At 52.9% G+C, this 24371-nt stretch carries 25 protein-coding genes and 2 pseudogenes; 12 read left to right on the forward strand and 15 right to left on the reverse strand.

Translation table 11 applies throughout. The features are described 5' to 3' along the window. The first annotated feature begins 111 nt into the window (after window positions 1–111). Window positions 112–768: an ATP-binding protein gene (locus tag SIB64_RS16460; RefSeq protein ID WP_413443080.1), complete on the forward strand. Its 657-nt coding sequence runs from the start codon at window positions 112–114 to the stop codon at window positions 766–768. A 194-nt stretch (window positions 769–962) separates the two neighbouring features. Here SIB64_RS16460 and SIB64_RS16465 read toward each other — a convergent pair. The 4 genes and pseudogenes from SIB64_RS16465 to def form a co-directional block, all read right to left on the reverse strand. Beyond that, window positions 963–1499 (reverse strand): annotated as a pseudogene (locus SIB64_RS16465) (DUF3747 domain-containing protein); the annotation flags it as partial. 505 nt (window positions 1500–2004) lie between these two features. Further along, a complete protein-coding gene (locus tag SIB64_RS16470) occupies window positions 2005–2676 on the reverse strand; it encodes a DUF3747 domain-containing protein (RefSeq protein ID WP_413441256.1) in 672 nt (223 codons plus the stop codon). A 20-nt stretch (window positions 2677–2696) separates the two neighbouring features. Beyond that, the gene (locus SIB64_RS16475) at window positions 2697–2894 is read right to left on the reverse strand and encodes a hypothetical protein (protein ID WP_413441257.1); all 198 of its coding nucleotides are present in this window, start codon (window positions 2892–2894) and stop codon (window positions 2697–2699) included. 4 nt (window positions 2895–2898) lie between these two features. Beyond that, the gene (def, locus tag SIB64_RS16480; RefSeq protein ID WP_413441258.1) at window positions 2899–3504 is read right to left on the reverse strand and encodes a peptide deformylase; all 606 of its coding nucleotides are present in this window, start codon (window positions 3502–3504) and stop codon (window positions 2899–2901) included. A 35-nt stretch (window positions 3505–3539) separates the two neighbouring features. Here def and SIB64_RS16485 point away from each other — a divergent pair, with 35 nt between their 5' ends. After that, on the forward strand, window positions 3540–5462 hold the full coding sequence (locus SIB64_RS16485; protein WP_413441259.1) for an alpha/beta hydrolase family protein: 1923 nt from the start codon (window positions 3540–3542) through the stop codon (window positions 5460–5462). A 9-nt stretch (window positions 5463–5471) separates the two neighbouring features. Here SIB64_RS16485 and SIB64_RS16490 read toward each other — a convergent pair whose 3' ends face one another. Then, window positions 5472–6962: an alpha/beta fold hydrolase gene (locus SIB64_RS16490; protein ID WP_413441260.1), complete on the reverse strand. Its 1491-nt coding sequence runs from the start codon at window positions 6960–6962 to the stop codon at window positions 5472–5474. A gap of 108 nt (window positions 6963–7070) precedes the next feature. Here SIB64_RS16490 and SIB64_RS16495 point away from each other — a divergent pair, with 108 nt between their 5' ends. Next, the gene (locus tag SIB64_RS16495; RefSeq protein WP_413441261.1) at window positions 7071–7415 is read left to right on the forward strand and encodes an MscL family protein; all 345 of its coding nucleotides are present in this window, start codon (window positions 7071–7073) and stop codon (window positions 7413–7415) included. 20 nt (window positions 7416–7435) lie between these two features. On the opposite strand, the gene SIB64_RS16500 is transcribed toward SIB64_RS16495, so the two are convergent. The 4 genes and pseudogenes from SIB64_RS16500 to sufB (SIB64_RS16515) form a co-directional block, all read right to left on the reverse strand. Continuing rightward, window positions 7436–8719, reverse strand: coding sequence for a SufS family cysteine desulfurase (locus SIB64_RS16500; RefSeq protein ID WP_413441262.1), 1284 nt, complete (start codon window positions 8717–8719; stop codon window positions 7436–7438). Beyond that, complete coding sequence (gene sufD / locus SIB64_RS16505) at window positions 8716–9909, reverse strand: Fe-S cluster assembly protein SufD (RefSeq protein WP_413441263.1); 1194 nt, start codon at window positions 9907–9909, stop codon at window positions 8716–8718. Before sufD ends, SIB64_RS16500 begins: the two co-directional genes overlap by 4 nt. A 2-nt stretch (window positions 9910–9911) precedes the next feature. Then, the gene (sufC, locus tag SIB64_RS16510; RefSeq protein ID WP_413441264.1) at window positions 9912–10700 is read right to left on the reverse strand and encodes a Fe-S cluster assembly ATPase SufC; all 789 of its coding nucleotides are present in this window, start codon (window positions 10698–10700) and stop codon (window positions 9912–9914) included. A 38-nt stretch (window positions 10701–10738) separates the two neighbouring features. Next, a pseudogene (gene sufB, locus SIB64_RS16515) lies at window positions 10739–12178 on the reverse strand (Fe-S cluster assembly protein SufB). A gap of 354 nt (window positions 12179–12532) precedes the next feature. On the opposite strand from sufB (SIB64_RS16515), the gene SIB64_RS16520 reads away from it, so the two are divergent. Next, window positions 12533–13105 (forward strand): hypothetical protein, encoded by a 573-nt coding sequence (locus tag SIB64_RS16520; protein ID WP_413441265.1) that lies wholly within the window; start codon window positions 12533–12535, stop codon window positions 13103–13105. Window positions 13106–14107: 1002 nt separating this feature from the next. Here SIB64_RS16520 and SIB64_RS16525 read toward each other — a convergent pair. From SIB64_RS16525 to SIB64_RS16540, 4 genes are read right to left on the reverse strand one after another with little or no spacing between them, the layout of a single operon-like run. After that, window positions 14108–14674, reverse strand: coding sequence for a hypothetical protein (locus tag SIB64_RS16525; protein WP_413441266.1), 567 nt, complete (start codon window positions 14672–14674; stop codon window positions 14108–14110). Further along, complete coding sequence (locus SIB64_RS16530; RefSeq protein WP_413441267.1) at window positions 14674–15339, reverse strand: nucleoside recognition domain-containing protein; 666 nt, start codon at window positions 15337–15339, stop codon at window positions 14674–14676. Before SIB64_RS16530 ends, SIB64_RS16525 begins: the two co-directional genes overlap by 1 nt. Before the next feature lie 15 nt (window positions 15340–15354). Next, window positions 15355–15702, reverse strand: a complete 348-nt coding sequence (locus SIB64_RS16535; RefSeq protein WP_413441268.1) for a FeoB small GTPase domain-containing protein — start codon at window positions 15700–15702, stop codon at window positions 15355–15357. Between the two features lie 56 nt (window positions 15703–15758). Next, on the reverse strand, window positions 15759–16028 hold the full coding sequence (locus tag SIB64_RS16540) for a FeoA family protein (protein ID WP_413441269.1): 270 nt from the start codon (window positions 16026–16028) through the stop codon (window positions 15759–15761). 338 nt (window positions 16029–16366) lie between these two features. Here SIB64_RS16540 and SIB64_RS16545 point away from each other — a divergent pair, with 338 nt between their 5' ends. Continuing rightward, window positions 16367–16774, forward strand: a complete 408-nt coding sequence (locus SIB64_RS16545; protein WP_413441270.1) for a hypothetical protein — start codon at window positions 16367–16369, stop codon at window positions 16772–16774. A 182-nt stretch (window positions 16775–16956) separates the two neighbouring features. On the opposite strand, the gene sufB (SIB64_RS16550) is transcribed toward SIB64_RS16545, so the two are convergent. Continuing rightward, window positions 16957–18396 (reverse strand): Fe-S cluster assembly protein SufB, encoded by a 1440-nt coding sequence (gene sufB, locus SIB64_RS16550; protein WP_413441271.1) that lies wholly within the window; start codon window positions 18394–18396, stop codon window positions 16957–16959. 5 nt (window positions 18397–18401) lie between these two features. Further along, a complete protein-coding gene (locus SIB64_RS16555; RefSeq protein ID WP_413441272.1) occupies window positions 18402–18758 on the reverse strand; it encodes a ferredoxin-thioredoxin reductase catalytic domain-containing protein in 357 nt (118 codons plus the stop codon). Between the two features lie 170 nt (window positions 18759–18928). Here SIB64_RS16555 and sufR point away from each other — a divergent pair, with 170 nt between their 5' ends. From sufR to SIB64_RS16590, 7 genes are all read left to right on the forward strand, one after another. Then, entirely contained in the window at window positions 18929–19570 is a 642-nt protein-coding gene (gene sufR / locus SIB64_RS16560) for an iron-sulfur cluster biosynthesis transcriptional regulator SufR (RefSeq protein WP_413441273.1), read from the forward strand. Continuing rightward, window positions 19567–19926, forward strand: coding sequence for a hypothetical protein (locus SIB64_RS16565; RefSeq protein WP_413441274.1), 360 nt, complete (start codon window positions 19567–19569; stop codon window positions 19924–19926). Before sufR ends, SIB64_RS16565 begins: the two co-directional genes overlap by 4 nt. Before the next feature lie 36 nt (window positions 19927–19962). Next, window positions 19963–20559: a phycobiliprotein lyase gene (locus SIB64_RS16570; protein ID WP_413441275.1), complete on the forward strand. Its 597-nt coding sequence runs from the start codon at window positions 19963–19965 to the stop codon at window positions 20557–20559. 107 nt (window positions 20560–20666) lie between these two features. After that, complete coding sequence (locus SIB64_RS16575; protein WP_413441276.1) at window positions 20667–21434, forward strand: phycobilisome rod-core linker polypeptide; 768 nt, start codon at window positions 20667–20669, stop codon at window positions 21432–21434. Between the two features lie 190 nt (window positions 21435–21624). Continuing rightward, window positions 21625–22713: a DUF4912 domain-containing protein gene (locus SIB64_RS16580; RefSeq protein WP_413441277.1), complete on the forward strand. Its 1089-nt coding sequence runs from the start codon at window positions 21625–21627 to the stop codon at window positions 22711–22713. 20 nt (window positions 22714–22733) lie between these two features. After that, window positions 22734–22904, forward strand: coding sequence for a hypothetical protein (locus SIB64_RS16585; RefSeq protein WP_413441278.1), 171 nt, complete (start codon window positions 22734–22736; stop codon window positions 22902–22904). A 63-nt stretch (window positions 22905–22967) separates the two neighbouring features. After that, window positions 22968–24362 (forward strand): phospholipase D-like domain-containing protein, encoded by a 1395-nt coding sequence (locus SIB64_RS16590; protein WP_413441279.1) that lies wholly within the window; start codon window positions 22968–22970, stop codon window positions 24360–24362. The last annotated feature ends 9 nt before the right edge of the window (window positions 24363–24371 follow it).

Consider the following 24371-nt stretch of genomic DNA (forward strand, 5'->3'; position numbering starts at 1 on the left):
AACGGAGACGCTGATACATAGTCATATCAGGTTCTGGGATGTAGGCATCTAGTAGACCATCCCAACCTAGTGCTAGGACATCCTTAGCTAGTTGCTGGTAGAGCTGGATTAATTGTTCTAGTTTCTAATGAACTGGGGGAATTCCCCAGGGCGGTTCTCGATCAATTACGCCAACCCCTGGACGAGGGAGTTGTTCGCGTGAGCCGTGCTCACTGGAAAGCGCAATTCCCCTGTGCGATCACGCTTGTGGCGGCCACCAACCCCTGTCCCTGTGGATGGAGTGGCGACCTGGATCATGGCTGCCGCTGCACGGGACATCAACGCCAGCGGTACTGGCAACGCCTTTCGGGGCCCCTTCTGGACCGCATCGACCTGCAGGTGCGACTTGAGCGACCATCCGCATCCGACATCCGGCTGTGCCTGACTCGATCGCGGACTGAAGAGAATGAACACCCTCAAAACGTCAGCACGTCTGCCGTCCGCGCCGCGCAACAGACGATGCTGAACAGAAACCCTGAAGGACGCTGCAACAGAGATCTGACTGCGGATGATCTCCTCAACGTGGGGGCAATCCAGGACGCAGGGCTCAACCTCTGGGAGCAAGTCGTGAAACAGCGGTCGATGAGCACCCGCAGTGGCTTGCAGATGCTGCGGGTCGCTCGGACCATCGCGGACCTTCACGACTCCAGGGAGGTCAGCGCAGAGGACGTGGCGGAAGCCAGTTGTTATCGCTGCTCCGACCTGTTGCAAAAGGTCTCGCAGGCCTGATCAGTCATTGAGATTCAATCATTCAGATCAGGCCAATCCAGCGCGTCATCGTCCTCTCCTTCCACCAGAACGTCTGGAAACCAGTTGCTCTGGGATGGCGTGGAGGCCTGCCAAGGACGGTCTCCACGCTCCAAAGAACGCTCAACGGGTTCATGGGGCTGAAGAGTCGACACAGGAGTTGATTCCGGAGCGGGTTCAGGGCTGATCAAAGGCTCATCCCGATACAGATAAAGATGCCCCAGGGATTGGTCGCCATAGGCACGGCGCATCAAACGCCACCCCTGCTCCAGGTTGAATTGAACAAAGCCAGGTTGATTTCCCCCCGTGCGCGCCACGGTGAAACTCGGCCGCGATCGATCCCGCGTCGGTGAGGCCAGCAATTCGATATCTCGACCAGTCTTCACCACGGAAAGTCGATATTGCGTGCCGAGATCTTCCACTCCAATGCGCAGTGAATAGCCGTTGGCATCGATGTAGCGATTGCAGATTCCTGTGAAATCAAATCCTCTCAACAACGGATTGACCATTGCAGGCGTCGAACCACTCACAGAAAAGCAAGACCGATCTGAGTTTCGTTGTTCATAGATATTCAGCTGAGCGCGTTCACCTTGACCAATGGGAGCGGCAACAAGAACAAATTTGCTCGCGTCGACAGGCACGGCACGAAACAGTGATCCTGTCGCCAATCCGGCCGGAGCATGCAGAAGGCCAGTAAATACTGCGATCCCCATAGAAGCGACAAAACGTTTGAACGACACAAGCCTTCAACGATCTGCCGCAAGCGTAGAAATCATCAAATGAAGAAATGTTCCCGAACATTCGAGGAGGACTGACCAAATATGACTGAGTTTTAGAACTGCCCAATCAGACAACCTCCGACGCATTCTGTAAAGATTGATTCCCCCAGAGGGCTGGAAGCGTGCCTAGATACTGGATCTAGCGGAATTAGCAATTGATCCCACCATCAAACTTCTTCATCGCACATGTGTCTGATCGGTACATCTCCATCAGGCTGTGTAGGAATCGGCGGGGGTTGCAGATAACGATCGTTGAGCGAACGAAATCAATGAAACTGTGGCTGCATCGAACCAGTGAAACCACACAAGAACTGCTGACTTCAGCCATTACTTCAACAGCTCAACTTCATTGAAGCGATCATTGCGGGTCTCAGCCTGAAAACACCAACGCCATCCGAGAGCAGACGTTTACACCGATCCAATCAGCTTCAGATCACAATCACTCGTCTGAAGCAGCGGTGTCATCGGTGCTGTCATCCGTTGACTGGACAGTTGATGCATCACTCTCAGCAGGTTGCTGAAGAGCCTGAGCATCGCGATAGACGTAGATGTGGCCCAGTGCCTTCTTGCCGTAGGCGCGCCGAACCAATCTCCAACCGGGCTCCAGATTGAATTTAAGAAAGCCGCTGCCAGGGCCACCAGTGGTGGCAACAAGCAAGACAGGCTGTGAACGATCTCGGGTTGGGGCTGCCCGCAATTCCATGTCCTTCCCTGTGTTGCTCACCGTAAGGCGGTACCGCGTGCCAAGGTCATCACCACCGATCCGAAGCGAGTAGCCGTTGCCGTCGATGTAACGGTTGCAGATGCCGGTGAAATCAAAGCTTGAAAGCAGCGGATCGACCACAGCAGGGGATCCTTCGGCGACGGCAAAACATGGACGCTTATCACTGCGTTGTTCGTAGATATTCAGCTGGGAGCGCTCACCCGATCCAATCGGAGCGGACACCAGGATGAACTTGCTTTCATCCACAGGAACGGTTGTGAACAAAGACCCCTGAGCCAGAGCAGAGGTGCCAGCGGCCATTACGCCACAAGCGGCCAGTCCGACGGCTGCTGGCAGGAAACGTGCGATCACGGCCAAGGGCTGTACTGAACGGATCGTAAAAGTCATTGCCCCGAGGGTCCCGGAAATCAGGCCGGTTTATTGAGTCGAATCGCAACCAGCAACGTTGCAACGGTGCCCGGGCCCGCCAGCACCAGAATCCAGCGCGTCGTGGAGACTCCGAGATCCGGGTCGCCGTAGGCCAGCTCAAAAACGCAACCGGTGGTTGCGATGCCCAGCACACAGGCCAGGGCCAGGAACAGCCCGGCCAGGGGTTTCATCGGCATTGATTCAAGGAACGGACTGAACGTGTTGGCGCTGAAAACCGTGATCATTCAGCTCCTTCTGAAGACCCGCTTCATCGGTCACTCTGTCGACGAAAAGGACACCGTCCAGGTGATCCATCTCGTGCTGAATGCAACGCGCCATCAGCCCATCCGCTTTCATCTTCTTTGGACGCCCCATCTCGTCCCGGTAACTGAGCTCAATCGCCGTTGGTCTAACCACATCGAGGTAGACCCCAGGAATGCTCAGGCATCCTTCCTCATAGGTATCGATCCCGGCACTGGTTGCTGTGATCTCTGGATTGATCAACACAAGGGGTGGGGTGGAGGGCGTCTCCAGATCGAGGTCGATCACGAGCAGCTGTTGGTGCACGCCGACCTGAGGAGCGGCCAGGCCGATCCCCTTCGCGGTGTACATACTTCGGAGCATGTCCCGCGCAAGATCGCGAACCTGTTCATTCACCTTGCCGATCCGGCGTGCTGACTTCCTCAGAGCCTTAGCTCCAAGGGTCTGAATCTGCAGCGGAGGAGTGTCGAGTGCTTCCTTCGGCACGAGCATGGTGTCCCTGGCCTTGTCGGCCGCTCGGGCCAACTGAGCAAAGCTTCCAGCCAAGGGAGATCACAACGCGGGCTCCCATTTTAAAGGAAATGACAGACAGGCAACTCTCCAGCCAGCTGGCCGTCGGCCAGCTACCCAGCCTGAAGGAGCCGCGCCTCCTCAACGGAATGGATGGTCGCTGCTGGCTGCTCTGGCTGGAACAGCGCCCTTTCGAACGCGGTCGCACCACAACTCTGATTCGTCCTTTTGGTGCACCGGAACTCCCCTGCCAGGAACTCACGCCAGCACCACACAACCTCCGCAGCCGAGTGCACGATTACGGGGGTGGCGTGCTGGCGAGCGCTGTCGAGGACAACACGCTGATCCTGGTCTGGGTGGACGACATCGATCGATGCCTCTGGCGCCAGGACTGGGAACTCCCAGAACACGACAGCCAGGATCTGATCCCCTGCCAAGCTCCCACCCGCCTGACGGAACCAGGGCATGGTGCTCTGGCGGATGGGCTGCTGGATCTCCGCAGAAACCGCTGGATCGGTGTCCGCGAGCAGGCTGGACGCGACGAGCTGGTCTGCGTCGAACTCTCAGAACGGGATCAGACACCCCGAACGCTGCACGCGCCGATCGATTTTGTTGGGTACGCCTGCATCAGTCCTGAGGGAAACCAGCTGGCCTGGGTGGAATGGCAGCAGCCCGCCATGCCATGGGAAAGCAGTGAGCTGTGGTGGACGCGTCTCGATCGCAATGGCCAACCGCAGGCACCCCGCTGCGTGGCCGGCGGCAAGGGCATCTCGGTGTTTCAACCCCAGTGGTTGAACAACAGCCAACTGCTCATCGCTGAAGACAGCAGCGGCTGGTGGAACCTAAGCGTCGGGAATCCGTCCACCGGACACTGGGACAAGCCCTGGCCCATGCACGCTGAAACAGGCATGCCCCAGTGGGTTTACGGCATGCGAACCACAGCCTGGAATGGCACGTCCGTTCTTGCAGCCGTCTGCGCGGACGGGCGCTGGCAGCTGCTGCGCTTGGGGCTTGACGGGCAGGTTGAGCCAGTGGATCAACCGTTTGACGATCTTGCTGGCCTCTGGGCCCTGGAGGGTCGTGCCGTCGCCATCGCCAGCAACAGCACCAGCGCCGCCGGCTTGCTGGAACTGAACCTGAACGATGACGCTTCAAGCCACTGGATCCACACACCAGCCGTAGAGCTCCCGATGGAGCAGGAGGCGATCAGCGTGGCAGAACCGCTCTGGTTCGATGGCTTTGGCGGACTGCGAACCCATGCCTGGTACTACCCACCATCCGGTTCTGCGCCCGATGCCAATCGGCCGCCGCCACTGCTGGTCAAAAGCCACAGCGGGCCGACGGCAATGGCGCGCCGCGGCCTCAATCTGGCCATCCAGTACTGGACCTCACGCGGCTGGGGGGTCGTGGATGTGAACTACGGAGGATCGACCGGCTTTGGCCGGGCCTACAGAGAGCGGCTTCAGCAGGGGTGGGGCGTTGTGGATGTGGAGGATTGCGCAGCTGCAGCTCGGGCCCTGATTGCCAGCGGCCAAGCCCACCCTGAACAGATCGCCATCGAAGGGGGCAGCGCAGGCGGCTTCACAACCCTGGCCTGCCTCTGTTTTACCGATGTCTTCAAGGTGGGAGCTTGCCGTTACGCCGTCTGCGACCTGTCGGCCATGGCCCAGGACACCCACCGCTTTGAGGCCCGCTATCTGGATGGTCTGGTGGGAGCATGGCCAGCCGAACGCGGCCGCTACGAAGCGCGCTCTCCGTTGAAAAACGCGGATCAAATCCGCTGTCCGGTTCTGTTCTTCCAGGGTGCCCAAGACCGTGTGGTTCCACTAGAACAAACCGAACGGATGGCCGCAGCGCTCCGGGCCAATGGAATCCCTGTTGAGGTCTGCCTGTTCGAGCACGAAGGCCATGGATTCCGGGACAGTGCGGTGCAGATCAAGGTCCTCGAAGACACGGAAGCCTTTTTCCGCCGCCAGCTGGCTTTGGCGGAATGAACGGCGGGCTCAAGACATGGGCTGAACTTTCACGGGCTTCTCGTAGGGACAGACCTGGTCGGTGGCTGGGACCTCTGCCGTTTCGAGGTAGCGAACCACAGCATTGTCCAGACAGGCGGACTGGACATTGGTGAACAAACCGTGTTCATTGCCGACCACCGTGAGGGTACGCATGGCGGGGAAGGCCCTTGCCATGGCTGTGGACCAGCGCCAAGGGGTCGATCCGTCCCAGGTGGAGCCGATGATCAACCCCGGTGCATCAGCACGAGCAAAGGGAGCACGGGGAATCGGATCAGCCGCAACAGCGTCATAACCACTGCAAACAGTCAGAAAATCGACAGCCAAACTGCCGCCATAGAGAGGGGCCTTTTCAACCAATCCAGCGAGCATCGTCCTCTGCTGCATCAGCGAGGGCCTCTGTGGAAAATCACGGCAGGTCACCGCTGAGAAACCCGCCCCAGCATTCCCATCCACCGCCGGGGTGCGGAACAGTGGATCTGTGAGTCGATTCAGCGCCAATTGCTTCGCCTCAGCTCTCCCGAACAAGGCCTGATCCAGGGTCTCGAGCATCGCCCTGCCATAGGAGCCTGCAATTCGCGTAATCGGGACGTACCGCGCCAGATTGTCGAGAAGATCCCAGCGGGTATAGGGGGCACCATCCGCCAGTTGCAGCGAACGGCGATTCAACGCCTGGATCACCCGCTCGAAAACAGGCTTCAGATCGGGATGCGTTTGAAGGAAAAAACGAATGGCGTCATCCGGTGCTAAGGCCGATGCACTCAGACCTTCCAGACCTGCCCAGGGGTCGACACTCCCATCCAGGACAAGGGCCCGCACCTTGTCAGGGAACAGGGCGGCATAGGTGGAGCCAATCACTGTTCCGTAGGAAATCCCCCAGTACGTCAGCTGGGATTCCCCGAGCGCTCGCCGCAGCGCTTCAAGATCATGAGCAACCTCCACGGTTCCCATCCCACGGATGAGCCCCTGATGCCTGCGAATGCAGTCCTGATTCGCTTGCCGAAGCTCCTCTGCCCTGGCCTGATGCACCAAGGTCCAATCAACGGTCCCTTGAGCCGGTCTCCGTGGGAACCCGATCAGGCAGCCCTCGAGAGCGGGGCTAGAGCGCCCCAGTCCCCGTGGATCCCAGGTCACAAAATCAAAGGAGCGACGCAGGGAAGGCGGCAGGAAAAATGCCTTGTTGGCACTGGTATGCCCGGGCTGTCCCGGTCCGCCAGGGTTGAAGAAAAGGGTGCCGATCCGCTGCTCTGCGCCACCTGTGGCCGGCAACCGGTAGATCGCAAGTTCCACCTGGGCGCCACTGGGCTGTTGGCGCTCGAGAGGACGACGCAACGTTGCACATTCGAAGCCCAGGGCCTGAAGAACATCGCCCTCACAAGCACGCCAACGATCGGCGGAGATCAGCTCTCCTGACATGGCAGGAGACAATCCGGCCCCAAAAAAGAACAGGCAGGAAAGAATCCTCAGACTTCGCTGACGCATGGCAGGCAGCCAGGCAAACATTCATTTGGATTCAATCAAAGAACCGACACCATTGCCAGTTGCAAAAAAGATAATCAACGCTATGCCTGGCATCGAATCACCACCAAAATGCTCAACCGTTGGTGGAAAGAATTCAAGGAGTTCTTTCTCAAAAACAACAACGCCCTGACCCTGGCTGTCGGCGTACTAGTGGGTCAGCAGTCCACAAAGATCGTCAATTCTCTCTCCGGGGATCTTTTAATGCCGCTGCTGAACCCACTGGTACCCCATGGTGGCTACAAAGACCTCGCAATTCCATACTTTGGAGGAGAGATTGCCATCGGAAAGTTATTAGACACACTCCTTGAAGGAGTGATCGTCGCCTGGGCTCTTTTTGTCATCTTCAAAGCAGTTAAACGCATTGAAAGATTAGGACAATCCAAGCAATCATCCAGTGGCGATACGCCAAGTTGATGTCTGCTTAATGGAACAATTCACCCATTGGCACGCAGGAATTCAATGGTGGACATAAGTTCGTCTGCGAATTGATCAATCTCATCAAACGTACTGATAAAACTGAGACTGGCGCGTGCTGATGCTGTGACCTGGAAGTGACGATGCAGAGGCTGGCAGCAGTGATGACCGCTGCGAATGCAGATCCCCGAAGCATCCATCAGAGCCGCGATGTCGTTGGCATGAACTCCATCCACAAGGAAAGTGGCGAGAGCGCCGCGATTGGGCTGCTGATCCGGTGTGGGCCCGAGAATGCGAACGGCTTCGATCCCCTGAAGCCGTTCAAATAGGTGGGTGGTGAGCTGCGCTTCCCAAGCCTGGATGGCATCAAGGCCAATGTTTTGTAGGTATCTGATTGCAGCGCCCATACCGACTGCCTCCCCGATGGCAGGGGTTCCCGCTTCAAACTTATGGGGCAGATCCGCCCAGGTGCTGTTGTCCAAAAACACATCCTGGATCATTTCACCACCACCCAGAAAGGGAGGCATGGCCTCGAGCAACGTCTCCCGAGCCCAGAGAAAACCCATACCTGTTGGCCCGCACAACTTGTGGGAAGAGCCCACCAGAAAATCCACATCCAGAGCCGCCACATCAATGGGTTTGTGGGCCAGGCTCTGACAGGCATCCAGCAACACAAGCGCACCGCTGGAATGGGCCGCAGGGACAATCAGCTCCAATGGATTGCAACATCCAAGGGTGTTGCTGATGTGAACCAGACTCACCAACTTGGTGCGATCCGTCAGTTTGTGATTGAAATCATCCAGATCGAATTCACCTGATTCTGTAATCCCGACATGCTTCAACACACAGCCGGTGCGCTGCGCCAGAAGCTGCCAGGGCACCAGATTGCTGTGATGCTCCATCAGCGTGAGCAGCACCTCATCACCCTCGCGCAAGTTGGCATCACCCCAGCTTCGTGCCACCAGATTGATCGCTTCACTGGCATTGCGAGTGAACACGATCTCCCGGGAGGTTGCGGCCGAAATCAAACAGGATGTTCGTGTTCGCGCTGCTTCAAAATCTTCCGTCGCTCTGGCACTGAGCTGATGCGCTCCCCGATGCACGTTGGCATTGTCTGAAGCGTAGTAATGATTCAACGCCTCAAGAACCTGTTGAGGCTTCTGACTGGTGGCCGCATGATCGAGGTAGATAAGAGGTCCACCCGCAGCCGAGAGCTGATCCAGAATCGGAAAATCAGGTCGAAACAGCTCCGCCAGGGTCAGCTGCTCACGATTCAGAGAGGCAGATGGCTGGGTTGCGGTCATCGGCTGAGCTCCTTCTGCACCTGTTCTAAAGGCCGCCATCGCTCTGCCTGTACAGGCAATTGATTGATCACTTCCTGGCAATAACCTCGCAGCAGAAGGGAAGTTGCCTCGGTTTCAGTGATCCCCCTACTGCGGAGATAAAACAATTCATCTTCCTGCAACTGACTCACGGTTGCGCCGTGAGCACATCGAACGTCGTCCGCAATAATTTCAAGCTCCGGCTTTGTATCAATTCGAGCCTTGGTCGACAACAACAGGTTACGACTGAGCTGAGCGGCGTTGGTGCGCTGAGCCGCACGAGGTACTTGAATTGACCCATTGAAAATCGCATGGGAGCGGCCAGAGGCAAGGCTCTTCTGCAGCTGATCGAGCTCACCCTCCGGGCCGTCAAATCTCATCCCCGAGTGGATAGCAAGCTGCTGATCCTCTGTGGTGACAGCTAGACCCTTGATGGACGTTTTCGCCTGACCATCGAGCTGCAGCACCCGAGGCTCGACCCGGCCAAATGACCATCCTTGAAAGACCGTGGTGAGCTCGTACTGACTTCGGGGCTCCTGCTGAGTAGCAAGCGTGGTTAGGAGCGAGCCACTGCCATCGCCCAGAGAGAGGACCCCATGCTGGAGGCGGGACTCCTGCCCGAGAACAACCTCACAGAGGTGGCTATGGGCAGCGCCACTGTCAGCTCGGAACACCTGCAGCAGATCGAGCTCCGCCTTTTCCTCAAGGAGCAAGAGCACACGCGTGGACAGCAGTCCCTGGCCACTGGCGCCGATGACCAGCTCCAGCGGAGGGACTTTGCCGCTGATCCTCAGAGCAAGAACCTGACGGCTGGATGCATGGTTGAGCTCCACAGGCCAGTCGTTGGAGCAACCGCATCGATGCAGTGTGCTGCCAAGAGCAAGCTTGAGCTGATCGAGATTCAGCGCATTGATTCCATCCGGAAGTTCCACACCTTCAAGGGAATCGGCTCCGGAACCGATCAACAGCCGGAGCCCGGACTGTGGAACATCGGGGAGATCAGAGAGCGGATCCGCCTCAATCACGGGTAGTTCACCGACAGCCTTCAATCGACTGAGATTGGTGAAGCGCCAGGGCTCTTGGCTGCGCGTTGGGAATCCGAGCCGATCCAAGGCTTCCCGGCCGCGGTGCTGGACGGGTTCAAGCAGGGTTCCATGGGTCGATGCAACCATGATCACGCCTGCCCCTGAAGAGATAATTCTTGGTCAACCCAGTCGTAGCCTGTTTTTTCGAGCTCTAAAGCCAATTCACGACCCCCGGTTTTGAGAATGCGACCTGAAGCCATCACGTGGATGTAGTCCGGAATGATCAGGTCCAGCAAACGCTGGTAGTGGGTGATCAGCAATGTGGCGTTCTGCGGGCCTGCCAGTTGACCGACACCGGAAGCAACGATCCGAAGCGCATCAATATCAAGACCGGAGTCTGTTTCGTCCAGGATTGCGACAATGGGCTCAAGCAAAGCCATCTGCAGAATTTCATTGCGTTTCTTCTCTCCACCAGAGAAGCCTTCGTTAATGCTCCGCTCCAAGAACGCGGGATCCATCTGGACCACTTTGAGCCTCTCACGCACGAGATCCTCAAACTCAAATTGATCCATTTCCTCTTCACCGCGCTCGACACGCCTAGCGTTGGTCGCTACGCGAAGGAATTCGAGATTATTCACACCTGGTATCTCAACCGGATATTGAAAACTGAGAAAAACTCCTATCCGAGCCCTGATCTCGGGCTCCAACTCAAGCAAGTCAACGCCGCGATAAGTCACGCTTCCACGCGTGACTTCATAGGAAGGATGCCCTGCTAACACCTTAGACAGAGTGCTTTTTCCACTACCATTCCTACCCATAATTGCATGAATTTCGCCAGACCTAACCTGCAGATTCACCCCCTTAATTATCTCATTGTCTTCGACTGACGCATGGAGATCAACAATGTCGAGAAGGAGTTCTGAATCGGAATAAATCATGAAAAAACAGTTTTGGTTAAAAAATTCAGAAAAAGGGACTAACCAACAGAGCCTTCTAGACGAAGTCCCAATAGCTTATCAGCCTCAGCAGCAAATTCCATCGGCAATTGATTGTAGACGTCCTGACAAAATCCACTCACCATCTTTGAAACAGCCTCCTCAAAAGCGATTCCTCAACTTTGAAGATAAAAGAGTTGATCTTCTGTGATCCTACAGGTACTACTGGCCTCATGTTCGATCGCTGAATGCATTTGCTGGCAATGGATATAAGGAAAAGTATTGGCACTTGCCTGATCGCCGATCAGCATCGAATCACATTGACTATAATTATGTGCACATTGTGCCGATGGGCCAATCCGAACAAGACCTCGATAACTGTTGCTTGACGAGCCTGCGCCGATGCCCTTATTAACAATTGTTGAGCGTGTATTTGGGCCGACATGAATCATCTTTGTACCTGTATCGGCTTGCTGTAGATGATGTGTCAACGCAACAGAATAAAATTCACCCACAGACTCTTCCCCAATCAGAATGCAACTTGGGTATTTCCATGTCATGGCAGAACCGGTTTCAACTTGCGTCCAACTGATGCAACTTCTTGCGCCACGAAATTGGCCACGCTTGGTAACAAAGTTATAGATACCTCCAAAAACATTCTCATCACCCGGATACCAATTTTGGACTGTGGAATATTTAATGGACGTATCGTCTAGGGCGATAAGTTCAACCACAACAGCGTGAAGATGATTGGTATCAAACATAGGGGCTGTGCAGCCTTCCAAATAACTTACAGACGCCCCCTCTTCAACAACGCTCAAGGTCCGTTCAAATTCTCCGGCATCGCCGGAGTTAATCCGAAAATAGGATGACAATTCCATCTGACATTTAACACCCTTCGGGATATACACAAAGGTGCCATCACTGAAAACGGAGGCATTGAGTGCTGCAAAAAAATTATCGTTGCTTGTCACAACTGTCCCCATATATTTCTCCACCAAATTCGATTGTTCCTTGACAGCTTCAGCAATAGAGCAAAACACCACCCCGTGCTCCGCTAATTTCTCATTAAACGTTGTCGCGATAGAAACGCTGTCAAACACCGCATCAACTGCAACGTTACTCAAGCGCTTTTGCCCCCCAAGTGGGATACCCAAACGACTAAAAGTATCCAGTAGTGCTGGATAAACTTCATTCAGGCTTCTCTTTTTTTCTTTGTTTTTTTTGGCAGCATAGTAAACGATATTCTGATAATCAATAGACGGATAACCAAGCTTGGCCCAATCAGGTTCTTTTTGTGTCAACCAATGCTTGTAGGCTTTCAAACGAAAATCGAGCAAGTAGGCAGGCTCCTCCTTTTTCGCAGAGATCAAACGAACAACCTCTTCGTTAATACCCTTCGGGATTTTATCTGTCTCAATATCTGTATGAAACCCATATTTGTAAGGCTGTTCAACAAATTCATCGGCAGATGAATGCATCACGAATGATAAAACCTCCGTTTCAAGAAACTGACTTGTGCAGTTACCTCAAACATGCCAAGGGCGCAACGCAAGCGTGCATCTCAGGATGCATGAAGCAGGATGAAAAGCAGATCTATCTCACATATTGAGTTTAGTGATCGCAGAATCTATTGAGGTCGCCCAAAACACATCCATTCGTAATAAATAATCCAGGACCCTTGTATACACACATTGTCGCCAGGGATATCACGAGCAAGGAATAAAAATCCTGTCTGCCAGTAACAGCATGATCCCATATAACGGACACAAACGAGACCACGGTGCTTCGCACGAAAAGAACCTCGGAGAGATAGATCGAATACCATTGATGAGATGATTCATGAAAAGCTAAACCACGAAACAAAGTACCTTCAACAAATGGGAATTGCTTCGCTTACCAATTGGCTTATCGATTCCATCGAAGATGGGCATCAACCAGCTTCGCTTTACATTGCTGAGTTAGCCAAATTCCCTGACTTTCTAATCCTTGGCTTCTATCAAATTGATCCACATGAACACTCTAGGCAGGATGCTCATATCAAACGAATACGATATGAAACCCACAACGACCCACAGCTGCTGCCAGACCTTCCAACCATTCCCCTCAAGGATTGTTGGCTCGTCGAACAATTCTTACTGTATCAACTTAATGATTATAAAAAAATCATTCCAGAACTCCAGGAAGCTGAATGGCCCGGATTCCAGGAAACCTTGCATGTTCCAGCATTAGGCCGAGAACACTTCATCGAATGGATTGTAAAATCAATACAATTGATCATGATTAACAGGGTAGAGGGGTATAAAACTTGCCTTGACAGTCTTATTACAACCTCGCGACAAAGAGAGCTTTATTTCAAGAGACAACTGCTTTGGAATGCTGCCGCCAAGCCCTCACAATCACGGTGAACTCTTGACAAGCCAATGTATTTTCTTACTTAAGCTATTTATAAGATAGCTAACAGCCTTGAAGCTCCACTTGAAAAATTTTAATAGATTTTTGCACTTTTTGGCTGAATAGCAAATGGCAAACTGCCACATTTAGTGCTTCGTGGCATTTGATTGAATCCAAACAAGTATCTTTTATGCCCACGATTGAAATATCAGTCAAGAAAATAAAAGTAAAATTTTTCCACATCCAAGCTCAAGCTCAAACACAACTCTTCCGAGCGGTAACTTTCAAAAATGCCAGCCAAGTAATGATTGGATGCCAAAAGCAAACCATAAACAGTCGTCACACTATGGTGTCAAAAATTCACTGAAATCTCAACACACTATGATTATAGCATTGGAAATCCTTGGATCATGATTGAAGAGAATAAGCACCTAATTAAAAAATTTAATCACAACGAAGTCTTCACCTTTTATAACGAGTTCAATGTACGTCGAAGAAGGTCAAGCATCGGGATTGCACTGGCTTTGATCTTTGGGTGGATTGGCATTCATCTTTTTTGGCTAGGAGATAAAAAGGGGCAATTACATTTTTAGTTTTTTCTGGACTCTGCTGCCAGGACTTTTTTCGATCTTTGACGCACTATGCATGGTAGATCTATGACAACAATACAATAACAAACTTGCAAAAAAGCTCATTGCTGATACCAAAGAGCTTAGTCCATACAGAGTTGATTCAATCTGATCATTGAAAGCTTGGCTTTTATGACGCTAAGCAACAGTAATCAAATTGTATGTCTGATAAAATCCAAAAGAGACAATCCACGCTACTACCATCGAGACACCGACAGAAAATATCGTGAATCATGCTGATTTTGCTTCAACCCATATTGTTGCAACTGTTGTAAGACAAGGCACGTACAAAATGCTAAACAAACAGTAGCTGAACCCTTGTTGAAAATTGATAGCATTTCCCAGTGTTTCCCTTAGAGCTTCTGATTCTTCACCTAGTCCGTATATTCAAGCGACAGCTGCTAATTGAACGTCTTGTGCCACAAAACCAATAATCAACGAGACAGTCAATAGGGGATTAACTCCAAGTGGTTCCATTAAAGGCTGGAAAAATTCTCCAATTTGCCCTGCATAACTCTCCAAGCTCTCAGTACCTTCTGGAAAACTTGTCAAGTACCAAGTAATGGTTGTCCCTATAATCATGAAAACCGAGAGCTTTTGCACAAAAGTTTTCATCTCGTTCCAAACATTAATCGCCACTTGTCTAATCGTTGGCGTTCTGCAAGGAGGAAGTTCAATGATAAATGGATCTTTAGATTTAAACTGCCCACTTGCATTGAAGATCGCAGCCATCATAAATGCAACAACGAAACTGATCAGATACAGCAACCAAAGCGCAACTACTCCAAGACAATTTAGCAGTATAATGCCACGAAATAAAACAAATACTTGAAGCCACGCGGAGCAAAGTGCGAAAGGAATAACTAGTATTGAAAGTAATCTTTGTGACTTCGATCGAATAGTTCGTATCCCCATAATGGCAGGTATATTGCATCCAAAGCCGAAAAGCTGCATCAAAAGCCACGGCCATCCAAACCCGCTTTTCGCATGATATTATCCATCAAGTAGGCAGCTCTTGAGAGATAACCACTATTTTCCAGAGCTGTCATCAATCCAAAGAAAAACGCCACCAGGGGTACAAAACCGAGAAGCGACACAAATCCTGTATAGGGTCCCTTAATAATGAAGTTTTTAACTCTTTCGGGAAGAAATGCTAATCCGGGTTTCAGCGCAGCCTCTACCAACCAATTAGTGAATTCTTCAACTGGTTCCTGCGCAGGCATGCCAACATTCCATATCAACAGAAACAACAACAACATCGATAAAAAGAATATCGGCAAACCAAAAAATGGATGCAGCAAAACTAAATCCATTCTATTTGTAAATGTAACTAAATTACTCGGCGGCATCGTAATGCCTTGACCCATAGCATTCTTGAGATCAGTCTCCGAAATCCGATTGGATTTACAATCCTGAACTAGGTCAACTACTTTATAAGATTGATCAAGCTCATTTACAGTTTTCCAAATCTCATCAATTGCTATACCACAATCAGAGCCATATTTAGCGCTAATTGTATAAACCGGCATTCCTGGATTTTCAGACAATTCAGCCGTATTAATCTTAACGCCAAATCTTTTGACATCATCGGCTATATTAAGCGCAACTAAACATGGCAAACCAAGACTCTTTATCTACACAGGCATCATGATCTGACGATCAATCTGCGAAGCATTAATTACACAAACGATCAGGTCAACACTGTAGTTTTGCAGGAAATCTTGAACGACTTTCTCGTCTTCGGTAAAACTCTCTAAATCATAAATACCTGGCAAATCAACAAATTCTACTATTTTATCGTCTTTCTTAATTTCAGCTTGCATGAAATCAACTGTCTGGCCTGGCCAGTTAGCGACCCCTGCCGTTGAATATGTTACACGATTGAAAAATGTTGATTTACCGGTATTGGGTTGTCCAACAAAGGTGACTCGTCTGTTTTTGTTTCTTGGTTCGGTTTGAGCCCCGATTTCTGTAGTGATCATGGTGATAGATCATTTTCAAAATGAAGAAATTTTGATATGTCGATCTGAAGCATCTTTCAAGAAAACGACAATTTGTCTTGTGTGATGTCTACAAGAGAGGCTTCAGATTTGCGAATAGCAATTTCAGTCGTACTGCCGACTCTCACTTCAAGAGGATCTCCTCCGGGCGCTTTTCGCGTAACCTTCACGCTTCTACCCTTGCGAAGTCCTATCACTTCAAGCCTTTCTTTGAAACCATCACCAACGTCTGTTCCATCAGAACGAACTCCAACAACGGTTGCAGAGTCATGCACTTCAAGTTCACTTAGATTCATTGAAAAAGACACTTAAAAAGGGCTCAAATGGACTACTAACACAGAGGGCAAGTCATGCCATCAAAAATCATTGCGATTTTTTTGCGTTGGCAGCAGTTCTGCGAAACAAAAATTGAATCTCTTCCAAGCATGGTCAATAAGAAAGTTGGTTATAAAAACCGTAGCGATTCAAACTGAGACGAAAAGCAATTCTTATACACACCCTACATCAATATTTTCTTGCTGTGATCAGCTACGACGCCTATTACTAGGTAGCTTGAAACTACTTTCATGTTATTTCTCAAGATAGAAATTCTCATTGTTCTTGTTCTTGCCCTTATCGCCCTGATCCGTCGTGCAGCTATTACATAGTGGTTTGCGAAAGACGCTACGAACAAGGTGCAAAAAAGGCGCGATCCTTATTCCGGCATCTGGACCAGAATGGTGGTCAACAGGCTGTATACATCCATTTAATGGAAGAAGGACGATCCATCTGTGCAAAGCGACGGGTTGGTAATTTTTATTGTGTTCCCGACCAGATGATCAATGGAGAGAAACAGGATTTAATGTTGAGAATGTCTGACCCCAATGAGCCTCGATGGGTAGCCCTTTCCATTGTTTACAACAATGCCGTGAAGGACAAAGTTTATGTTGACAACCATCACAATATTCCTGAAATACGGAGTAGAGACTTTGATAATGCTTATGAACACTGGAAAGACAATTACAATGGAATGGTAACAAGAAACCGTGAACTGCAAGCATGGGTAGCAGTTTGATTAGATGAATAACAAATTTATTGGGTTCATTCCCTGGAAACGCAGCACAAAAAAGACCTTGTTAAATCATACAAGACAGAGTTGAATCCTTTTAAGAAACTGTTCGAGCAGAAATGCCAATCAAGCATTGCCTATTCGTTTAAATTTAGAGCAAAAAGTTTAAACATTAAACCTTACGATGATCAGCCGACTGAACCTTCTAATTTCAGAGCAAGGAGCTTATCTGCTTCGGCAGCAAACTCCATCGGAAGTTGATTAAACACATCACGGCAGAAACCGCTCACCATCATCGACACCGCCTCTTCAAAGCCGATGCCGCGGCTTTGAAGATAGAAGAGTTGATCCTCGGAGATCCTGCAGGTACTGGCCTCATGCTCAATCGCTGCTTGTGGCTGCTGCGAGCGGATGTAGGGATAGGTGTTGGCTGCCGCCTGATCCCCAATCAACATCGAATCGCACTGGCTGTAATTGCGAGCACCTTTCGCCGCTGGTCCGATCTGCACCAAACCGCGGTAGCTGTTACTCGAGTGTCCAGCACTGATCCCCTTGCTCACGATGGTGGAACGCGTGCGAGGTCCCACATGCACCATTTTTGTGCCGGTGTCCGCCTGCTGACGATTGTTGGTTAGTGCCACGGAGTAAAACTCTCCGATTGAATCAGCACCCTGAAGCACACAGCTGGGGTATTTCCAAGTGATTGCTGAACCGGTCTCCACCTGCGTCCAGCTGATTCGGCTCCGTGCGCCTCGGCACTGACCTCGCTTGGTCACGAAATTAAAAATGCCACCTACTCCATTCTCATCCCCGGCATACCAGTTCTGCACTGTGGAATATTTAATAGATGCATCATCCAACGCCACAAGCTCCACAACCGCCGCATGCAGCTGGTTGGTGTCAAACATCGGAGCCGTACAACCTTCGAGATAACTCACAGAGGCACCTTCCTCAGCCACAATCAAGGTACGTTCAAACTGACCTGTATCTCCGGAATTGATCCGGAAGTAAGTGGACAGTTCCATCGGACATTCGACGCCCTTTGGAATAAAGACAAACGAACCATCGCTGAACACAGCGGAATTCAGGGCAGCGAAATAATTGTCGTTACTGGAGACGACAGTGCCCAGATAGCGTTCAATCAACTGTGGATGCTCCTTCACAGCTTCACTGAAGGAGCAGAACACAACACCATGCTCAGCGAGCTTTTCCTTGTATGTCGTGGCTATGGAAACGCTATCGAACACAGCATCAACAGCAACGTTGCTGAGGCGCTTCTGCTCACTGAGAGGAATGCCGAGCTTGTCGAAGGTCTCAAGTAATTTCGGGTCAACATCATCGAGGCTGGCCTTGGTTTCCTGCTGCTTTGGAGCGGCGTAATAAATAATGTCTTGGTAATCGATTTCTGGATATCCCAAAGCCGCCCAGTCGGGCTCTCTCAGTGTGAGCCAATGACGGAAAGCCTTCAGTCGAAACTGGAGAAGAAAATCAGGTTCATCCTTCTTTTCAGATATGAGTCGGACGACTTCCTCGCTGAGACCCTTGGCAATCTTGTCGGTTTCAATTTCAGTAACAAAGCCATATTTGTACGGCTGACTGACGAGGTCCCGCGTGGAAGTGCTGGTCATTCCGGTCAACCGACAGTGGCGTTGATTGTTTCCGTCGTGATGGTCTGCGTCTTTTCAGGACAGGCAAACGGGTTGTCCTCGGTGAGGAAGAGCATGCAGTGACAATCCTTGCGCTCACGCATCGGGACGCAAGGACAATTCCAGAAGGCCTGCGCGACCTCAGCCTCTTTGTCTTCGTAATGACGACAGGGACAGAGTGCACCGCCGAGTTCGTCTTTATGACGTGCCAAACCCTTCAGCACGACCGCAGTCACACTGGAATCACTGCAGAAATAGGTACCTGTCCGCTGGGCGTAGGTCTGGGCGAACTTGCGAATCATCTCCAGACTTTCAGCACTGGGCTCGGGCGTGGCATCTGGCATAGCGCTTTGGAGGTTTACGAAACCCCCCGTTTCCTTTCCCTCAGCCTAGGTCAACAGCCCTAGACACAGGGGACACCCCGGTCCGTTTCGTAGGAAGCCTGAGGAAACCCCTCTCCTACGCATCAGGAAGATCATTTCGGTGCCATCGTATGGACAGGCATCGTTCCCCGATGGACGCACAGGCTCCAGCCAGCAATCGCGAAGCCGTGCTGAGCCTGCTGCTCAGGCGGGGCGAATCAGAGGCTGGCGTCCTGGCCGACGCCATGGGCATCTCCGTCCAAGCGATGCGACGTCATTTGAGAAGTTTGGCTGAAGACCAACTGGTGGAGGCCACAGCCCTGGCCAGCGGACCGGGCCGACCCAGCAACCGCTGGAGGCTCACCCGCAAGGGTGAAGATCACTTCCCTGATGGCAGCGGCCATTTCGCACTAGGCCTGCTCGACTCAATGCGAGCAACCCTGCCGCCGGAGCTGATGACCACCCTGCTGCAGCAACAAGCCATCGGCAAGTCAGAGCACTACCGCCAGAGGCTGGGCAACGGCCCTCTTGAAACACGCATTCAAAGACTCGCTGATCTCCGATGCGATGAGGGTTATGTCACCGAGTGTGTTCGCGATGCAGACGGCAGCTGGTGCCTCCATGAACTGCACTGCTCCGTCCAGCGGATCGCCGAGGAATTTCCAGTGGTTTGCGACCAAGAACTAATGCTGATGCGACACACCTTCCAGGACTGCGATGTGGAGAGGGTGCACTGGCGCCTCGAAGGCGGTCATTCCTGTGGCTTCAAGATCACACCCTCGCCAAGGGCATGAGCGACCGGGATCAGGACGGACCTCTCAGTGAGGAGACGGTCCGGCGGATTGATGCCAGCCCCCTTCCGCAACGCGATCGCCACCACCTTCGCTTGCTGGCCCATTGCCTGGCCAGCTTCCAGGCCATGGAACCACTACCAACCAATGGAGACCTACCGAAAGAGCAAGCCAGACGTCAGTGGTGTCTGAGCAAGCAGTTGATCGCTGAAGACCCCCACTTCATCGCCCTGATGCTGGAGCAACTCGACGTTGCTGCCCTCCAATTGGAGTCCATCGCTAAAACAATCAACACCCCACCGATCAACCTGACCGTAGACGACCTGATCGCATTGGCCCAGAGGGAGTGGAACAACTAAGGCCCCTACCATCATTTCCAGAGGACTGGACCTGTGATGTCGCTAGCGATCCCCGATGCCCTCAGCTTCTTCCGCCTGAGCTGCGGCCGCTGGAGATCCCAACGCAGCCAGCACCATTTGCTGCACCGCAGAGCAGAGGCGGGAGCTTCGTTCATCGTTGTGGAAGAACTTCACAAGGGCGATGAACGACTGGCCGCCATCGCCACCTGTAACGATGAAGCTGCCGAGCGAATCATCGGTGGCTGCTGGGTGCGCTGGAGCGGATCAATGGCCTGGGACCGGGCCGGCGAGTCCCACGAGGATCAGACCATGTTCGGGCTGATCCCGAGTGACGAAACCGGACGCAACGGCCTGCTCCTGAGAGATCGGGGCTACGCCGAGAAAGCCCCCGTGGCAGGCCAGTTCCGGATGGACGATGAAAACGGCCTGATCCTCAGCACGGACTACGAAATGATGAGCTCATTGGAGCGGTTCTGGTTCTCAGGCCCCAACCTCCGTCTGCGCACAAGCACGGTGCAAGGCCTGTCCAACAACGCCTCTTTCTGCATTGAAACGCGTCAACTCGATGACGCACCAAGGACTTCCCACGACGAGACCTTGAAGGACCGGAACCTCTCGCCCTTCGGCTGGTAAGTAAATTTACTCAGCAAAACTATTACGGGATGTAATTGCTGCCACAGCCGCGGGAGTGAGACTCTCCAGCACTTCTACGATCCCTGGCAGTGGATGCTGTAGCTCGCGTGGCCATTCCTCTTCTGGAGTACGCACAGATCACCCAGAACTCACTGAGGCAGGGTGTTCCGAATCTGCGCGTCGGCTCCGACGAGGGATCCCGGGCCTACTCCATGGACATCGCCATGGACGAGGACAACCTCAAAACGGTGATCGAGAGCGGCTATCGCCAGATCTTTTTCCACGCCTTCCAAACAGATCGGGACGTCAACCTTGAGTCCCAGCTCCGAGAGGGTCAGATCACTGTTCGCGACTTCATCCGAGGCCTCGTTCTCTCCGACACCTTCAAGCGCACCTTCTACGGCTTCAACAGTAACTACAAGGTTGTTCGCCATCTCGTGGAGCGCCTGCTAGGGCGCAAGGTGAACGGCAAGGGAGAGGAGTTGTCCTGGTCGATCGTCATTGCAAGCAAGGGACTGGAAGGCCTGGTGGATGTCCTGCTGGACAGTCAGGAATACCTCGACGCCTTCGGCTACGACACCGTTCCCTTCCAACGGAATCGCGTGCTCCCGGGCCGGCAACTGGGTGACACACCATTCAATGTGTCGACCCCTCGCTACGACGAGTACTACCGCGGTGTTCTGGGCTTCCCCCAGATCATCTTCACCGGACCGACAAAAAAACTGCCCAAGCGCGCCACCATCAAGAAGGGTGGATCGCCAAGCGACTACCTCGACTGGGTCAAGTCCGTGTCCGTTGGCGTCATGCGCTCAGCTACGGCGAATACCGATGCCGATTACATGTCCCGGGTTCCTTATCGCAGCATCAGCCGCTGAAGCCCTCGGCAGATCGAAATCTGACCAAAGGAACGGGGAGCGATCCCCGTTTTTTTGTGGTCAGTCACAGGGTTTCGAGCTCCTGAGAAGGGCCCACCAGTCAGTGGATCCTGACCACCACAGCTTTAAAGGTTCTAAAAGGAATTTTTAAGAGCAGAATGATCCCAAACGAATTCTGAGGTTTTTGGACGTGTCCCAAACCCTTTCATCCCTGGCACGTCTCACACTGCGACAACTGCGTCAAATCGCCAGCGATCTTGGGGTTCCCCTCTACAGCCGCAAAAGCAAGGAGACCCTGGTCGGGGAAGTCGCTCAACGACAGGAGCAACGTGGTGGAGACCTGAAAGCAATCGAAGCCGAGCTTTCCCCTCCAGCCATCTCCAACACTGAGACACGTGTTGTGTTCCTCCCCCGTGATCCCCAGTGGGCTTACGTGTTTTGGGAGATTTCAGAAGAGGACCGTAAGCGGGCTCAGAAAGAAGGGGCCAGTCGTCTTTGTCTCCGTTTAGCCGACGTCACCGGAATTCACGACGGGAGCGCCCATCCCCACACACTGCAGGAAGTGCCTGTCGACAGCCACAGCACCGAGTGGTATCTGCCAGTTCCTCTCTGTGATCGCGATTACCGCGTTGAACTCGGCTACCGGATTAGCAACTCATGGATGTCTTTAGCATTCTCATCCGTGGCGCGCGTTCCGGCACTGCATCCGAGTGAGCAAATTCTTGATCAATTCGTTCCCTTCAGCCTTGAGCAATCCGCTCCTGCGGCAGCGTCTGCTCAAGTAGCTCCCCCGGCGGCGGCGGAGCCAAGTGATAGCGGATTGCATGAGCGTCTCTATCAGAGCGCAACGGTTCACTTCCGTAGTCGCCGGGTGGGTTCTGAGGAATTCCAAGAGCCTGGAGATTCTGCTTCCGACTCCGATCTATTAGGCCTGAGTGATTCAGGCATCGGCTTGTGGGCCAGCGGACGAAATGAGTCCGGCCTCGGTGGCGTTTCACCTCGTCAGCGATCGTTCTGGCTTGTCGCCGATGCTGAGCTGATTGTGTACGGAGCGACCGATCCCTCCGCCCGCCTCACCATCGGAGGAGAAGATGTCCCCTTGTCCACTGACGGAACATTCCGGATTCAGGTGCCATTCCGCGATGGCGATCAGGTGTATGCGATCGAAGCCACTGCCGCTGATGGCGAGCAGAAGCGGAACATCACCTTGAATTTCCAACGTCGTACCCCGGAAGACAACAGCAACCCTGCGAGCGAAGCGCGCGCTGAGTGGTTCTGAATCAGTCGCACCCACAAGATATGTTGCGTTGGTTTGTTGCCATCACCCCCCTTGCGGGGGCGATGGCTTTTCCGATTGTTGTACCGATTGTGATGAACAGGGTCAGCATCGGCGCCGGTGTTGCTGTTGCATTGCTGCTGAGTTCTCTGTGGTTCATCGCCATGCTCAAAACCTCTGAAATGCCGCACTAGTTGCTTCGCCAGACATCTGTGGGGAATGCTGAGCTGAGCGAATCAGTTTGGTGTTGGTCCTGCATGTGGAAATACGCTTTTATTTCGCTGCTTATTTGGTGCAGCGCCTGCAGCCATCCAGGGAGGATCGTTGGGGCCAAACCGGCTGTACTGATTCAGCCTCATGAGCTAACGGTGTTGTTCAACCATCGAGAGCAGGCCGGATACATCAGCCCGATCTCAGGGCGGTGGCGCCCCGGCGATGATCTCGAACAGGCCTTGATTCAAGCCATCAAGAGCGCTGACAAGGAAATTCTTGTGGCCATGCAGGAGGTATCACTGCCGGATGTGGCTGGAGCACTTATCGAAGCCCGCAATGGTGGTGTGGAGGTGAAGGTGGTTCTCGAAAACAACTACAGCAGACCCTGGAGCTGGGAATCGATCACGACCTTGACCAGTCACCAGCGGCAACGGCGGAATCGACTGCAAAGACTGGCTGACCGCGACGGCGACGGCGATCTCACAACAACCGAAGCAGCCAGTGGAGATGCCGTCGCGCTGTTGCTTGAAGCCGGCGTACCACTCATCGACGACACAGCAGACGGCAGCCGCGGCAGTGGGTTGATGCACCACAAATTTCTGGTGATCGATCAGGAGATCGTGCTCACCGGCAGTGCCAACACCACAAGCTCTGGAATCCATGGCGATGCTGGCGCAGCCTCCACACGAGGCAACGTCAACCATCTGCTGCGCTTAAAAAGCAAGGCGCTGGCCCAGCTGTTCAGGAATGAGTTCCATCGCCTCTGGGGTGATGGCCCAGGCGGCCAAAACGACAGCCGCTTCGGGCTGCAGAAACAATCAGGCCCCGCGCAGTCTGCGCGGGTGGGCGATGCCAAGGTCGAGGTTTTGTTTGCTCCCCACTCCAAGAGCAATCCAAACCACGGCCTGAATGTTCTCGAGAAGCAACTTGCCGAAGCAGAAAAGAGCATTGATCTGGCGCTGTTTGTCTTTTCCGCACAGCAACTCGCCGATGTGCTGCAGGAGCGGGCCAACGACGGAGTAAAAATCAGACTGATCGCTGATCCCGGTTTCGCCAGCCGTCCCTTTTCCGAAGTTCTGGACTTACTCGGGGTGGCTTTACCAGACCAAAACTGCCGCCTGGAACGAGGCAACCGACCCTTCCAAAAGCCCCTGCGTGGCGTCGGCACCCCACGCCTCGCCCGCGGCGACAAACTGCATCACAAATTCGCCGTGGTCGACAACAAAACTGTGATCACTGGTTCCTTCAATTGGTCGCCCGCTGCTGCTCACACCAACGATGAAACCTTGCTGGTGATTCACTCACCGAAGCTTGCTGCGCATTTCACCCGAGAAATGGATCGCCTCTGGAACAACGCTGAACTGGGGATCACACCGCACATTCAGCGCAAACTTGACCGCCAGCGGATCCGATGCGGGGATGGGGTGGAGAGGAGATGAAAGGCCCGT

The sequence above is a fragment of the Synechococcus sp. MIT S1220 genome, from assembly GCF_047303025.1.
GTDB lineage: Bacteria > Cyanobacteriota > Cyanobacteriia > PCC-6307 > Cyanobiaceae > Parasynechococcus.